Annotated in this window: 10 protein-coding genes; 5 read left to right on the top strand and 5 right to left on the bottom strand. The window is 68.3% G+C overall.

Going from position 1 to position 13,825, the window contains the following annotated elements:
- Positions 1–46 precede the first annotated feature (46 nt).
- Entirely contained in the window at positions 47–2,398 is a 2,352-nt protein-coding gene (locus ACF8ME_RS14305; RefSeq protein WP_016446804.1) for a Tex family protein, read from the top strand.
- A 28-nt stretch (positions 2,399–2,426) separates the two neighbouring features.
- Complete coding sequence (locus tag ACF8ME_RS14300; RefSeq protein ID WP_016446805.1) at positions 2,427–3,266, top strand: HDOD domain-containing protein; 840 nt, start codon at positions 2,427–2,429, stop codon at positions 3,264–3,266.
- A 15-nt stretch (positions 3,267–3,281) separates the two neighbouring features.
- Here the strand turns inward: ACF8ME_RS14300 and ACF8ME_RS14295 are convergent, their stop codons facing one another.
- The 4 genes from ACF8ME_RS14295 to ACF8ME_RS14280 all read right to left on the bottom strand — a co-directional run bounded on the left by ACF8ME_RS14295 (position 3,282) and on the right by ACF8ME_RS14280 (position 7,430).
- Positions 3,282–4,511: an SEL1-like repeat protein gene (locus ACF8ME_RS14295; protein ID WP_043790349.1), complete on the bottom strand. Its 1,230-nt coding sequence runs from the start codon at positions 4,509–4,511 to the stop codon at positions 3,282–3,284.
- A 39-nt stretch (positions 4,512–4,550) separates the two neighbouring features.
- Entirely contained in the window at positions 4,551–6,188 is a 1,638-nt protein-coding gene (locus ACF8ME_RS14290) for a DUF4384 domain-containing protein (protein ID WP_043790348.1), read from the bottom strand.
- 235 nt (positions 6,189–6,423) lie between these two features.
- On the bottom strand, positions 6,424–6,747 hold the full coding sequence (locus ACF8ME_RS14285) for a hypothetical protein (RefSeq protein WP_227472563.1): 324 nt from the start codon (positions 6,745–6,747) through the stop codon (positions 6,424–6,426).
- Positions 6,748–6,944: 197 nt separating this feature from the next.
- The gene (locus ACF8ME_RS14280; protein WP_392417055.1) at positions 6,945–7,430 is read right to left on the bottom strand and encodes a hypothetical protein; all 486 of its coding nucleotides are present in this window, start codon (positions 7,428–7,430) and stop codon (positions 6,945–6,947) included.
- 674 nt (positions 7,431–8,104) lie between these two features.
- Here ACF8ME_RS14280 and ACF8ME_RS14275 point away from each other — a divergent pair.
- The 3 genes from ACF8ME_RS14275 (at position 8,105) to ACF8ME_RS14265 (ending at position 12,526) form a co-directional block, all read left to right on the top strand.
- On the top strand, positions 8,105–8,884 hold the full coding sequence (locus tag ACF8ME_RS14275) for a response regulator transcription factor (protein WP_016446810.1): 780 nt from the start codon (positions 8,105–8,107) through the stop codon (positions 8,882–8,884).
- Between the two features lie 60 nt (positions 8,885–8,944).
- Positions 8,945–9,814 carry a sensor histidine kinase gene (locus ACF8ME_RS14270; protein WP_223275273.1) on the top strand — a complete coding sequence of 290 codons (870 nt, stop codon included), beginning with the start codon at positions 8,945–8,947 and terminating at the stop codon, positions 9,812–9,814.
- 150 nt (positions 9,815–9,964) lie between these two features.
- Entirely contained in the window at positions 9,965–12,526 is a 2,562-nt protein-coding gene (locus ACF8ME_RS14265) for an AI-2E family transporter (protein ID WP_392417053.1), read from the top strand.
- 25 nt (positions 12,527–12,551) lie between these two features.
- Here ACF8ME_RS14265 and ACF8ME_RS14260 read toward each other — a convergent pair whose 3' ends face one another.
- Positions 12,552–13,688, bottom strand: coding sequence for an iron-containing alcohol dehydrogenase (locus ACF8ME_RS14260; RefSeq protein WP_016446813.1), 1,137 nt, complete (start codon positions 13,686–13,688; stop codon positions 12,552–12,554).
- Positions 13,689–13,825 lie beyond the last annotated feature (137 nt).

The raw sequence follows: 13,825 nt of genomic DNA, 5'->3' as shown, positions 1-13,825 counted from the left end.
ACACTTGGCCGCTTTTCCGGATTCCACGCCACGGGGCGCCTCTCGAATGCAAAAAATCATTGCCCAAATCGCCGCAGAACTGAATGTCAAGCCGCAGCAGGTGGGTGCCGCGGTCGAATTGCTTGATGGCGGAGCCACGGTTCCGTTCGTCGCGCGCTACCGCAAGGAAGTCACGGGCGGACTGGACGATGCCCAGCTGCGCCAGCTCGACGAACGCCTGGGCTACCTGCGCGAGCTGGAGGACCGCCGGGGCGCGGTGCTCAAGGCCATCGACGAGCAGGGCAAGCTGACCGACGCGCTGCGCCTGGCCATTGCCAATGCGCCCACCAAGCAGGAGCTGGAGGACATCTACCTGCCCTTCAAGCAAAAGCGCCGCACCAAGGGACAGATCGCCAAGGAATTCGGCATCGAGCCGCTGGCCGACAAGCTGTTTGCCGACCCCACGCTGGACCCGCACAAGGAGGCCGAGGCCTTCTGCAAGCCGGCCACCACCCTGGACGACGGCAAGCCGGGCCCTGATTTCTCGACCACGTTGGCCGTGCTCGATGGTGTGCGCGACATCCTGTCGGAGCGCTGGGCCGAAGACCCGGCCCTGGTGCAGAAGCTGCGCGAATGGCTGTGGGAAGACGGCCTGCTGCGCTCCAAGAAGGTCGAATCCAAGAACGAGAACGACCCCGAGGTCGCCAAGTTCCGCGACTATTTCGAATACGACGAGCCCATCGGCCGCGTGCCTTCGCACCGCGCGCTGGCGGTGTTCCGCGGCCGCGCGCTGGAAATCCTCGAGGCCAAGCTGGTCCAGCCCGTGGAGCCCGAGCCCGGCCAGCCCAGCCTGGCCGAAGGCAAGATTGCCCTGCACCTGGGCTGGAGCCACGCCAAGCGCGCCAGCGACGACCTGATCCGCAAGTGCGTGGCCTGGACCTGGCGCGTCAAGCTCAGCCTGTCCACCGAGCGCGACCTGTTCTCGCGCCTGCGCGAAGACGCCGAGAAGGTGGCCATCAAGGTCTTTGGCGACAACCTGCGCGACCTGCTGCTGGCCGCCCCTGCGGGGCAGCGCGCCGTCATCGGCCTGGACCCGGGCATCCGCACGGGCGTCAAGGTGGCCGTGGTGGACAGCACGGGCAAGCTGGTGGACACCACCACCATCTACCCGCACGAGCCGCGCCGCGACTGGGACGGCTCGCTGGCCGTGCTGGCCCGCCTGGTCGAAAAGCACCAGATCAACCTGATCGCCATCGGCAACGGCACTGCCAGCCGCGAAACCGACAAGCTGGCCGCCGACCTGATCAAGATCGCCAGCAAGGCCGACCGCCAGATCGAGAAGGTCGTGGTCAGCGAGGCTGGCGCTTCTGTGTATTCCGCCAGCGAGTTCGCCTCGCAGGAAATGCCCGACGTGGACGTGAGCCTGCGCGGTGCCGCCAGCATTGCGCGCCGCCTGCAGGACCCGCTGGCCGAGCTGGTCAAGATCGACCCCAAGAGCATTGGCGTGGGCCAGTACCAGCACGACGTGAACCAGAGCGAGCTGGCGCGCCAGCTCGACGCCGTGGTCGAGGACTGCGTGAACTCCGTGGGCGTGGACCTGAACACGGCCTCGGCGCCGCTGCTGTCGCGCGTCTCGGGCCTGTCGGGCAGCGTGGCCAAGTCCGTGGTGCGCTGGCGCGATGCCAACGGCTCCTTCAGGAGCCGCAAGCAGCTGATGGACGTGGCCGGCCTGGGCGCCAAGACCTTCGAGCAGGCGGCGGGCTTTCTGCGCATCCGCGGCGGCGACAATCCGCTGGACATGACGGGCGTGCACCCGGAAACCTACCCGGTGGTCGAACGCATCATTGCCACCACGGGCAAGAGCGTGGACCAGCTCATGGGCCGCTCCGAAGTGCTCAAGGGCCTGAAGGCCGAGCAGTTCGTGAGCGAGCAGTTCGGTGCCATCACCGTCAAGGACATCCTGGGCGAGCTGGAAAAGCCCGGCCGCGATCCGCGTCCGGACTTCGTCGTGGCCCGTTTCAATGACGGGGTGGAGGACATCAAGGACCTCAAGGAAGGCATGACGCTGGAGGGCACGGTCAGCAACGTGGCCCAGTTCGGCGCCTTCGTGGACCTGGGCGTGCACCAGGACGGCCTGGTCCACGTCAGCCAGATGAGCCACAAGTTCGTCGAGGACGCGCGCGAGGTGGTCAAGACCGGCCAGATCGTCAAGGTCAAGGTGCTGGAGGTCGATGTGGCGCGCAAGCGCATCAGCCTGACCATGAAGCTGGATGCGGCACCGGCGCGGCGCGACGGCCCCCGTGACAACCGCTTCGAGAGCGCAGGCCGCGGCAGCCAGGGCGGGCAGCGCCGTGCGCCCGAGCCGGTGCAGCAATCGGCCATGGCCTCGGCCTTCGCCAAGCTGCAGACCCGCAAGTAGTCCCGCGCACGGCAAGGCAGGAAACGCGATGGCTGCGCATGCACTGGACCTGCAGACGCTGTTGGCACAGGCCCTGGCCCTGCCGGCGCAGCCGCGCATCGTGGCCTTGCTGCTGCGCGAGCTGGTGCCCGAGCAGCCCAGCCTGCGCCGGCTGAGCCAGCTCTTCGCAGCCGATCCTGCGCTGGCCGCCGGGCTGCTGGCCCAGGCCAACGGCCCGGTGTTCGGCATGGCGGGACGTGTCACCGGCATTCCCGAGGCGCTGGCCCTGCTGGCGCCCGCGCAGCTGCGCCAGATCGTGCGGGGCATACCGCTGGGCGTGGGCGCCCATGCCGTGCCGGGCATGGCCATGCCGGCCTTCTGGCGCTACAGCGTGGAAGCCGCCCGCGTGGCGCGAGCGCTGGCCGGCACCGTGCAGGCCAGCCCCACGGCGGCCTATGCCGCAGGGCTGATGCATGGCCTGGGGGAGCTGGCCATGCACATGATCGACCCCGGCCGCGCCGCCACCATCACCGAACTGGTCGGCCCGCTGGACCCGCGTCGCGCCGAGCTGGAAATGCGGCTTTGCGGCTACACATACAGCCATGTCAGTGCGGGCCTGGCCCGCCGCTGGAACCTTCCGCCGCTGCTGGCCGATGCGCTGCAGCACCTGTACGCGCCGCTGGCCCAGCCGGGCTTCGATCCGCTGGCCTGCGTGCTGCACATCGCTGCCTGGCGCGCCCGCTCGCGCGAGGCGCAGTGGGACGAGCGTGCCCTGGCCGTGAGCTTTCCCGGCGAAGTGGGCGTGGCCCTGGGCCTGGACATCGACATGGTCCTGCGCCAGGACCCGGTGGACTGGATGGCCGACACCGGCCTGGACGTGGTGCTGTAGCGCCTCGCTCCTGCCTCAGTGCCTGTGCCAGGGCGCCGGCACCATGTCGAACAGCGGCGTGGGATCGCGCCGGTAGGGCGCGGGGCTGACGGGCGCCATGGGCTGCATGGTCATGGGGTCTATGCGCGCCAGCTGCTGCATCCATCCGATGTCCACGCCGCCGCCCGGTGCGGGGCGCGAGTAGATCAGCTCCAGCATGCGACGCGATGCCACATGGCCGTGGGAAGCGGCCTGCTGGTACAGGCGCAGCGCCTCGGTGTAGTTGGCCGGCACGCCGTCGCCGCGGTGGTAGCGCTGCGCCTGCTCCCATTGCTGCTGGGCCGTGACGGGCTGGCGCACCTGGATGTCCTGCTCGCTGGGCGCTCCACTCAGCTGCGGCGTGCGCTGCATGGCCTGCGGCCCCTGCGCTGCAGGCGTGGAGCTGCCCTGCGCCGACACCAGCTGGCCTGCGGGCCGCAGGCGCTCGCCCAGCATCTGTGCATTGGTCGCGGCGCTGGATGAGCGCGCCGCTGCCGCGCGGAACTGGCGCAGCGCTGCCTCGGGCTCGTCCTGCGCGAGCAGGGCCAGGCCCCATTCCAGCTGGGCGCCAGGGCTGCCCGAACGTGCCGCGCGCTGCAGCAGTTCCTGGTCGGGCGTGCCTGCCACGGCCAAGGCCTCGCCCACGGGCTCGGCCGTGGACAGCGGCGCCAGGCGCCGGGCCAGCAGCCATTCCAGGTACTGGGCGCGGGCCGGGTCGGTCTTGGCCAGCTGGGCGATCCAGGGCCTTGCAGCCGGTGGATCGGGGGGCTGGCCGCAGCCGTCCATGGCGCACCAGGCCAGTCCCGCGCTGGCCAGCGGATGGCCGGCGCGCTGCGCGCGCTCGAACCATTGCCTGGCCTGCGGCCCGTCCTGCGCCATGGCAATGCCATGCAGTGCCAGCAGGCCCATCACCCATTGCGCCTCGCGCTGCGTGGCCAGGCTCACGCCCTTGCCTTCGGCGCGGCTGCGTAGCTGGGACAGGGCCCGTTGCTGGGCGGTGTCCGAGGTCGAGGTGATGTTGCTGGTGCCTGGCTGGGAACCGTACACGCTGGCCGTCGCCACCCGAATGGGCATGACCGGCGTGAAGCGGGCCGCCGCCTGCACATGCGGCAGTACGGCGGGAGCCAGACCTGGCAGCACCACCAGCAGTCCGGGCAGCACAAGCCTTGCGGTCAGGCGCAGCCCGATGCGCCGCCGTGGCGGGGATTCATGAGCGCTGGAGGGCATGGCAATTGCCTCTGTTTGGCTTGTGACGTGCACCGCTCATCAGCGCTTGGCCTGGGCCGGAACCACCTGCCAGAAGCGGGCCGAGCCGGTGTACTGGTCGGCGCCCAGAGAGTTGGCCATGTACTGGTTGACATCCTCCAGGGAGCGCATGCCCGGGATGGCGATGAAGGCCTTGCCCTGGAGCAGCGTGGGTAGCTTGTCGGTCATGTTCTGCTCGGTGGCGAAGCAGGCCACGCCTTCCTTGCCGGGAGGCCCGGCGTTGATGACGTAGCCGGGGTTAGGACTCATCCAGTCTGGCAGGCGAACGGATTGGGCGGCGGTGATCCAGCCCGAGCGGTTCACATCGTTGGGCACCAGCCGGGTGACCTCTCCATCGGCACCGGCCATGAAGCACGACAGGTAGGAGGCGCGCGACACGGTGGTGGACAGGAACAGCTGCTCACCCGTCTCGAAGGAGGTGCGCGTGGGCGTGATGTTCTCCACCCACAGGTCCAGCTTGCGGTCGGGCGCGGGGGCGCCGTAGCGGTAGTCACCCGTGGCCACGGCCACGTTCTCGGAGGCGGTGGTGACCGGTGCCGCACTCTTGGTGTTCCAGCCGATGCGCGTCATGTGTCCATCGGCGCTGACGGCCACGAAGTCTCGCAGTGCGCGCTCGTAGGTGCTGAAGTCCACCACGCCATTGACCACCATGCCGCTGTCGGCCTGGAAGCGCCCTATGGCCTCGCGCCACTGCGGGTTGCCTGCGGTGAAGGCCGGTGCGTCGGGCGGCAGATAGCCCTTGCTGATCAGCGACTGGCGCACCAGCTCCTGGTGGATGCCGGCTTCGCCTTCCTCATACCAGTCGCGCAGCTGACGCTGGAAGTCGGGATGGGTCTGGTCCAGCGTCAGGCACTGCCAGTAGGGCAGGCGTGACCATTTGCCCAGCAGCTCGATCATGCCCAGCTCGACCAGGGTGCGCACGGCCGGGCCCGAGCCCTGGGCATAGTCGCGGCCCACGCTGAACTGCACGCCGTAGTTGCCGATACGGCCCGACAGGTCAAGGCCCTGGCTGCCGTTGCCGATGACGACTTCGTTGGCCGAATCCAGGCCCGGAATGATGGTGCGCGTGCGGAAGTCGCCCAGGTGCAGCTCCATGCCCAGCACGGCGCCGCTGCGGTTGGCGCTGTAGCCGGTTTCCAGGCGCGAGGCGCTGGTGCCTATGTCCACGTTGTTGCGCAGCACGTTCTGGTCCATGAAGGACACGGCGCCCGACACATACAGGGCCGGGCGCTGCAGCTGGATCTGGTTGTTGTTGAGCAAGATGGTGGTGAGGTTCTGCACCGTGTCCTGGCGGGCGATGTCCACCTCATAGTCCACGTAGCGGAAGGCGCTGCTGACGCGCGACATCTGGGACAGGGCGGTGACCACCATCTCCTTGGCGGCCACGGCCACGCGGCCCGAATAGTCGGGCAACTGCTTGCTGGTGATCAGCACCGTGGGCATGTGGCTGTTGCGGAACATCCTGTCCATGCACATCAGCGAATCGGAGAAGCTCGATATGGAGCGCACCGGCCGCACCACCGGGCGGTCGGCCGCATAGACTTTTTCCAGGTATTTGGAATCCTTGCGCGCATCCAGCGGCGCGCAACCCGACAGCAGCACGATGGATGCCGATACCGCGCAGGCCACCACCCGCATACAGCCCTGTCTGCCAGCCCATCGCTGGCGGAAAGTCCCTCGGTTGTCCGCATGTCCGCCGAATGCCGGCTGCAGCGCGGCATCGGGGCGGGGAAGTCCTGGCGTTGGAAGGCGGTTGCGCATGATGGACCTCTGCTGGAAAACGGCGAGCCAGGGCACTGGCGCCCAGGGGCACCGGCACCGGAAATGGGTTTTGGAAATGAAAGGCGGCCGGGTCGCGGGCCGCCTGGCCGCACTAGCGGCAGACGTTGATCAGGTCGCCCTTGAGGACCACGATCTGGTCCTTGGTCTGTGGCCCGTAGCGGTTGAACGCGCTGGCGTTGGTGTTGCTGGCCAGGTCCTGGGTGCAGGTGCGCTGCATGCCCGTGCTGCTCGTTGTGGTCGTGGTCACCACGTTCGCCTCGGTGGAGATGCCGGGAGCATTGGTCATGGACATGGCTTCGTAGCGCGCGATCTTGGCCTTGACGTTGATGGGGATGTCAGTGACGGTGTCCAGCCCCGACGATGTCTGCTGCTTGGCCGTGGGCAGTCTCAGATAGTCGACAGGCTTGCTGAGCACCACTGGATCTTCGCCGGGGGCTGCTGCATGAAGGGGGGGCGCTCCGAGTGCGAGCCAGGCCAGTAGGGCAGCCGAACAGAGATGGGCGGCGGTGTGCATGGTGGGCTCTCCTGGTGCGGTGAGCTGGCTATTCGCCGGGAAGGTGCTGCCGGAAGGCCTGGGGCCGTCCGGCAGTGTCCTTCGTCCGGCAGTCAGGCTCAGTGGTTGTTGTAGCAGGTCACGCAGCCGTTGTTGCTGGAGATGTTCTGTACTGCCATGGAACCGTTACCGGCATAGTTGACGATGCCCGAGTTCTTGGCAGCCACCACCTGGATCGAAGTGTTCTTGACTTCCACTTCGCCATAGTTGGAGGCCAGGTTGTTGACGGCCACTGCTGCGTAGCCATCGGCCTTGTTCAAGATGCCGCTGCCGGTGGCAGCGACGACCTGCAGAGAGCTGCCACTGCGGTCGATGGTGACGTTGCCTGCATTGCTGGCCAGGTTCTGGGAGGCCTTGCCACCGCCCGTTGCTACGTTGAGCACGCCGCTCCTGTTCAGCAGGGTGACCTGAACGCTGGGGCCGTTGATTTCGATCTGGGAACTGCTGCTGCCGCCGCCGCCACCACCGCCACCGCCACCGCCCATGGGGCCAGCCATGGCTGCTGTTGCGATCAGGCTCAGGGAAAGAATTGCAAGCGATTTCATGATGGCTCCTTGATAAGGAATCGGACTACCAGGAAAAGGTGTGTAAGCACCCGTTTTTCAGACACTTTGCGGAGGTTTCCGGCCTTGTCTCCCTGGACCCCAGCTCGTTGTCTGGACTCCAATGTGCTTGGGGTGCCCCTGCCGTTCCATCTCTTGTACGGGGTAGCCGTGAGCGCTGATCCACGTGGCGGGTACTTACCCGTGCAAACCTTTGGCTGGCGGGCTGCATCGCGTTAAAGCAGCGGCATTGGGAGGTGAATGGAGTTGGGTAGTTTCAAGGTGTAACGACAGAAAATTTGCAGTTGCAGCTTCGCTTCAGGCCGTTGATCCGGCGGGCATGGGGCCATCCAGACAACCCGGTGTATCGAATTGCATACGCTCGGTGCAGGCGCAGGAGGAAGGCGTTGAACCGGGGGCTGTCATGAGGCTGGATCAAGGGGAGGATGGCGGGCATCGGCAAGGGCATGGCCTGCCAGGCCCGACAGGCCTGCCGGTCAGGTGATCAAGAAAGTACGGACCCGGCTTCTCACACAAATGTGTTAATTTGCAAGCTACGCAATCTTTCACAAACTTCGTCAAAGATTGTGGATATCGGTGGCGATTTCTCTTAATGTGAAAGGCGCGTATGTGATCGGTTGCGTCATATACATGACGTGACATTTGAGGAGAACAGCATGAATCCATCCGACGTTCCCGCCGATGCCCGTCCCCTGATCGCCGATTCCTCGCGCGCCCAGGCCATGCTGGGCACGGGCCTGAGTTCCGCCATGTGGCCAGACTATCTGGCCGGCCAGCCCGACAAGCCCGTGCGCGTGCTGCTGGTCGATGACGATGCCCACATCCGCATGGTCATTGCCCAGGAAATCATGAACGACCCGCGCACCCTGGTCGTGGCCCAGGCCGGAAGTGTCCGAGAGGGTCGAAAGGCCATTCGCCAGCACGAGTTCGACGTGATGCTGGTCGACCTGAACCTGGGCGATGGCGAGGGCTTCGAACTGCTGGACATGATGAAGACCGTGCGGCCCACGGCCGAGGCCGTCATCATCTCCGTGATGGAAAACGACGAGCAGGTGCTGCGCGCCTTCGAGCTGGGTGCCACGGGCTACCTCGTCAAGAACTCCTGGTTCGGCAACTACCCGCAGGCCGTGCTGCAGGTGGCCAATGGCGGCGCATCCGTCACTCCCAGCCTGGCGCGCAGGTTGCTGCAGCGCTTCGACAAGACCCAGGGCGCCGAGCCCAAGCGCCGCTCGCCCGACGAGGCGGACCGCCTGTCCACCCGCGAGCGCGAGGTGCTGCGCATGGTCGCCAGCGGCTACACCAGCGCCGAGATCGGCTCGCGCCTGATGATCAGCGCCATGACGGTCAACACGCACATCAAGAACATCTACCGCAAGCTGCAGGTGCGCACACGCGCCCAGGCGGTGCGCTTTGCATCGCTGCGCGGCCTGTTCTGATTGGCTGGCGCCGCAGGGGCCCGTGCGGCCCGCCCCACCGCCGCTTCCCACCGCATGGCCATGAAGGACTCCCTTCGCGCATTGGCAGTCTGCCTGGCACTGGGCCTGCTGCAGATGCTGGCGCTTTGCGCCTGGCTTTGGCAGCAGGGCGACCAGGCTCCGCTGTGGCTTCGCCTGTGCAGCCTGGCCCTGCTGGTCTTGACGGCCTTGCTGTGTGCGATGGGTGCCTCGCGCCTGCGCAGGCTGCTGCTGTGGCGGCGCAGGCGCAGCCCCCGGCCTTCGCGCGAGGTGCAGGCCGAGCGCCGGCGCATTGCCGCCGATCTGCACGACGGCGTGGGCGGCCTTCTGGTGAATGCCATGGCCTTGCTGGAGCCGAGCGAAACCCGGCAGCGCCAGGCGCAGGAGTTGCTGGAGCAGGCCTTGCTGGACCTGCGCCTGCTGGTGGACGCCATGGACGCCGTGGAGGACGCCTTGCCCGTGCGCCTGGCGCGCCTGCGCCACCGGCTGCAGCCCGTGCTGGACCGCCGTGGCATGCAGATCCGCTGGAGCGTGGCCGATCCGCAGTCCGAGCCGGGCCTGCCCGATCTGCCCGATCTTCCTCGAGGCCAGTCGTCCCAGCACCTGCTTGCCATCACCCAGGAGGCCGTGAGCAATGTGCTGCAGCACGCACAGGCCAGCACGCTGTGGCTGGTGCTGCAGCCCCTGGAGCCGGGTATTGCGCGGGCGAATGGCGCCCATCCCGGCGCGCGCCGCGAGCTGCGCTGGGAGTTGCGCGTGGAAGACGACGGCCGCGGCCTGCCGCCCCGTACACCCGATGAGGCGCAGGGCATGGGCCTGGCAGGCATGCACCGCCGTGCCCACGCCATAGGGGCTACGCTGGACCTGGCGCCGCGTGCTGGCGGCGGCACGGTGGTGCGTGTGCGCTGGTGAGCTGGCGCGCTGTGGCAGCGACGGCGGCGGAGTTCCAGCGATTGCGGTGCCCGCTGACAGGGCCGGCCCGCAGCGCGCTGTGCAATCCCACGATGGGCGCAAGTGCGGCAGCATCCACGCACGTATCCAAGCCCTGATGCCTGTCCCCCCATGAATCCACATCCCGACCTCACACCAGCGCCTTCCAGAAAACCAGGCGCTGAGAACGCCGCAGCCGATGCGGCCGGCAACGCGGCCGCTGCCGACGCGGCTTTCGCACGCAGCGTGCGTTCGGCCCTGCCGGGCCTGGCACAGCTGGCCGACATGGTGCCTGCGCTGCGCCTGCTCACCGGCCTGCTGGTGGCCAGCATCATCATCGCGGGCCTGTATTTCGGGCAGGGACTGCTGATTCCGCTGGCCCTGGCGCTGCTGTTCGGTTTTTTGCTCGATCCTGCGGTCTCCCGGCTCAGGCGCTGGGGCCTGCCGCGCATGGCGGCGACGCTGCTGGTGGTGGTCATGGCGCTGGCAACGCTGGCCGGAATGGGTACCTATCTGGGCAGCCAGGTACAGCAGCTCAGCGCCGACCTGCCCACTTACCAGAGCACCATCCGCGACAAGCTGCGCAGCCTGCGCAGGAATGCCAACATGCCCAGCGCCTGGGACGGCGCCCTGCGCACCTATGACACGGTGGAGCGTGAGATCTCCCGCGGCGCCACCACGCCCCGCGTGCAGAAGGTGGAGATCCAGTCGCCCGAGCAAAAGCCCACGGCGCGCATGCTGCAGTGGCTGGGCCGAGTGGCCGAGCCCGTGACCACGGCCGGCATCGTGCTGCTGTTCGTGATCCTCATCCTGCTGGACCGCGATGACCTGCGCGACCGGCTGCTGCGCCTGATGGGCGGCAACCTGCATGTGGCCACCGACGCGCTGGACGAGGCCTCGCAGCGCATAGGCAAGTACCTGCGCATGCAGTTCGTGGTCAACATCACCTATGGACTGCCCATGGCGGCGGGGCTGTGGTTCATCGGCGTGCCGGGCGCCATTCTCTGGGGGGTGCTGGCGGCCATCATGCGGTTCGTTCCCTATGTGGGCGCCATGATCTCTGCCGCCTTCCCGCTGGCGCTGGCCTTTGCGGTGGATCCGGGCTGGCAGATGCTGCTGATGACGCTGGGGCTGATCATGGCGCTGGAGCTGATCAGCAACAACCTCATCGAGCCCTGGCTGTATGGCAGCAGCACGGGCCTGTCCACGCTGTCCATCATTGCGGCCGCGACCTTCTGGACGGCGCTGTGGGGGCCGATAGGGCTGATCCTGTCCACGCCGCTCACGGTCTGCCTGCTGGTGCTGGGCCGCTACATACCGGCGCTGCAGTTCATGGAGGTGCTGCTGGGCAGCTCCCCCGTGCTGGGTCCGGCCCAGCGGCTGTACCAGCGCCTGCTGGCCGACGATGTGGAAGATGCGGTCACGCTGGCGCATGAACTGGTGGACGCAAGGCTGCCAGCGCGGGCCTCGGCGGACGAACGCTCGGCCGCAGTGGCCGGCTTCTATGACGAGGTGGCGATCCCCGCGCTGCGCCTGGCCACCCAGCAGCACCTGGAGTCGGCCACGGCCGAGCACCGGCTGCGCCTGTCCAGCGGCATGGATGCCTTGGTCGAGGAGCTGCGGGAAAGCCATCCCGCGCCCGCAGACCTGTCCTCGCGGGCCCTGCGCATCCATTGCGTGGGTGCGCGCTGGGAGGTCGATGCCCTGGCAGCGGCCATGGTGGCGCACAGCGAGGCGCTGCGCGGCCACGTGGTCAGCTGCTCGGACTGGGCGCTGGCGGCCGATCCGCAATGGCGCCAGCTGGGGCAGGGCGAGGGCGGCGGCCTGCCGCAGGGCCATGCAGGCGCACAGGCCCTTGCCGAGGCGCAATTGCTGGTGCTCTCGGTCTTCAGCGCCCAGCCCCAGACCGTGGCGCGCCAGATCATGCGGCGGGTGCGCCGCCACTGGCCGCATCTGCGCGTGGTGCTGGCGCTGTGGAATGCGCCGGCCGTGGTGTCCGACCCCGAGTTCGCGCGCCGCTGCGGCGCCGCCGCCTGCGTGTCCAGCCTGCGCGAGCTGCAGTTGTGGGTGGACGCCTTGCGCCTGTCCGACGCGGCAGGCCAGGGCCTGGCCGCGCCCATTCCCGATGACGATGAGCAGCGCGTGCGCCAGCTGCGCGACAGCGGCGTGCTCGGGCCCGGCCTGCCGCCGCTGTACCACGAGGCAGCCCAGCAGGCCGCCAATGCCTTCGACGTGAAATGGGCCCAGGTCTCATGGGTCGATGCCGACCGCGTGCACACGCCCGGCAGCCTGCTGGTGGCGGATCAGGGCGACCCCGCATCGGCCGGGATGCCGCGCGGGCAGTCCATCTGCTCGTATGTGGTGCACGGCGGCGAGCCCCTGGTGGTGCACGACGCAGCGCGCGACCCCCGGTTTGCCGGCAACCCCGCACTGCAGGCCATGCGGCTGCGCTTTTACGCAGGCGTGCCGCTCAGGAACCGCCACGGCGCGGTGCTGGGCAGCTTCTGCATCATGGACGACGCACCGCGCGAGGTCTCGCCGGCAGATCTGGAGCTGCTGGCCGTCATGGCCGAGCAGCTGATGCAGACCGTGGAAGTGCGCCGCATGATGGAAAGCGGCGCAGTGCCGGCGCCGGCTCCCGCTCCCGCGTCTGTACCGGCCCAGTCACCGGAGCAGTCACCGCCCGGCCACTGAGCCCGCTCACAGCGGCTACGGCGGCTCACAGCGAGGTGGCCAGCATCTGCTCGTAGTCGTCGGCGCTGGCCAGGCGCGGATTGGTGCCGTGGCAATGGTCCTTGAGCGCCCCGCCGATCACGGCCGCGAACTGGGCGCGCTCCACGCCCATGGCGGCCAGGCCCGTGGGCAGGCCCAGGCGGGCGTTCATGTCGCGTATGGCTTCGGGAATGTCGCTGCCCGAGGCCAGACCCATGGCGTGGGCCATTCGCTGCAGGCGCTGTTCGGCGCGCACGCTCTCGGCCTCGGCATTGAAGCGCACCACGGCGGGCAGGAACATGGCGTTGAGCGTGCCGTGGTGCAGGCGCGGGTTCACGCCGCCCAGGCTGTGGCTGAGGCTGTGCACGCAGCCCAGACCCTTCTGGAAGGCCATGGCGCCCTGCATGCTGGCACTCATCAGCTGGCGGCGTGCCTCGGCGTCCTGGCCATTGCGGGTGGCGCGTTCTATGTGCGCCCAGCCGCGCGTGAGGCCGTCCAGCGCAATGCCGTCGGCAGGCGGATTGAAGGCGGCTGCCATGAAGGTTTCCATGCAGTGGGCGATGGCGTCCATGCCCGTGGCGGCCGTCAGCATGGCGGGCAGGCCGTAGGTCAGTTCCGGATCGCAGATGGCGGCGCGCGGCACCAGGTGCCAGCTGTGAAAGCCCAGCTTGCGGTGGTCGTCCACGATGATGATGGCGCCGCGCGCCACCTCGCTGCCCGTGCCGCTGGTGGTGGGCACGGCAATCAGCGGTGCCACGCGCTCGGTGATGCGCGGCGAGCCGCCCTCGATGGTGGCGTAGTGCGACAGCGGCCCTTCGTGCGTGGCCGCAATCGCCACGCCCTTGGCGCAGTCGATGGCGCTGCCGCCGCCCACGGCGATCAGGCCGTCGCAGCGCTGCTCCTGGTAGATTGCAGCGGCCGCACGCACGGCGGCCTCGGTGGGGTTGGAGGGCGTCTGGTCGAACACTGCGTGCGGCATGTCGCCCAGCCCATCCAGCGCCTTTTGCAGCACGCCGGCCGCCTTGACGCCCTGGTCGGTGACGATCAGCGGCCGCGTGATGCCCACGCGCTCGCACTCCTGGCGCAACAGGCGCACGGCGCCGAAGTCAAACTGGATCTGGGTGACGTAGTTGATGAAAGCCATGGTCGGTGACTCGTTGCGGGCCGCTGCGGCCCGTGGTGGGGATCAGGGGGAGTGCGCCGAATCTAGACCGCGCGTGCTGCACTGCAAACAAAGCAAACCCTGAGAGGGCGCCTGCGCGGTCACGAGGGCGACAGCAC

The sequence above is a fragment of the Delftia sp. WSY_7 genome (assembly GCF_043104845.1).
In the GTDB taxonomy this organism is placed as follows: Bacteria; Pseudomonadota; Gammaproteobacteria; order Burkholderiales; family Burkholderiaceae_C; genus Comamonas; species Comamonas tsuruhatensis.
Note: the sequence above shows the minus strand (reverse complement) of the source record. Positions and strands in the feature narration are given on the sequence as shown.

Excerpts from the sequence above, each read along its gene's own strand:
- ACF8ME_RS14305 (WP_016446804.1), top strand. The coding sequence starts at position 47 with ATGCAAAAAATCATTGCCCAAATCGCCGCAGAACTGAATGTCAAGCCG.
- ACF8ME_RS14300 (WP_016446805.1), top strand. The coding sequence starts at position 2,427 with ATGGCTGCGCATGCACTGGACCTGCAGACGCTGTTGGCACAGGCCCTG.
- ACF8ME_RS14295 (WP_043790349.1), bottom strand. The coding sequence starts at position 4,511 with ATGCCCTCCAGCGCTCATGAATCCCCGCCACGGCGGCGCATCGGGCTG.
- ACF8ME_RS14290 (WP_043790348.1), bottom strand. The coding sequence starts at position 6,188 with ATGCGGGTGGTGGCCTGCGCGGTATCGGCATCCATCGTGCTGCTGTCG.
- ACF8ME_RS14280 (WP_392417055.1), bottom strand. The coding sequence starts at position 7,430 with ATGAAATCGCTTGCAATTCTTTCCCTGAGCCTGATCGCAACAGCAGCC.
- ACF8ME_RS14275 (WP_016446810.1), top strand. The coding sequence starts at position 8,105 with ATGAATCCATCCGACGTTCCCGCCGATGCCCGTCCCCTGATCGCCGAT.
- ACF8ME_RS14270 (WP_223275273.1), top strand. The coding sequence starts at position 8,945 with ATGAAGGACTCCCTTCGCGCATTGGCAGTCTGCCTGGCACTGGGCCTG.
- ACF8ME_RS14265 (WP_392417053.1), top strand. The coding sequence starts at position 9,965 with ATGAATCCACATCCCGACCTCACACCAGCGCCTTCCAGAAAACCAGGC.
- ACF8ME_RS14260 (WP_016446813.1), bottom strand. The coding sequence starts at position 13,688 with ATGGCTTTCATCAACTACGTCACCCAGATCCAGTTTGACTTCGGCGCC.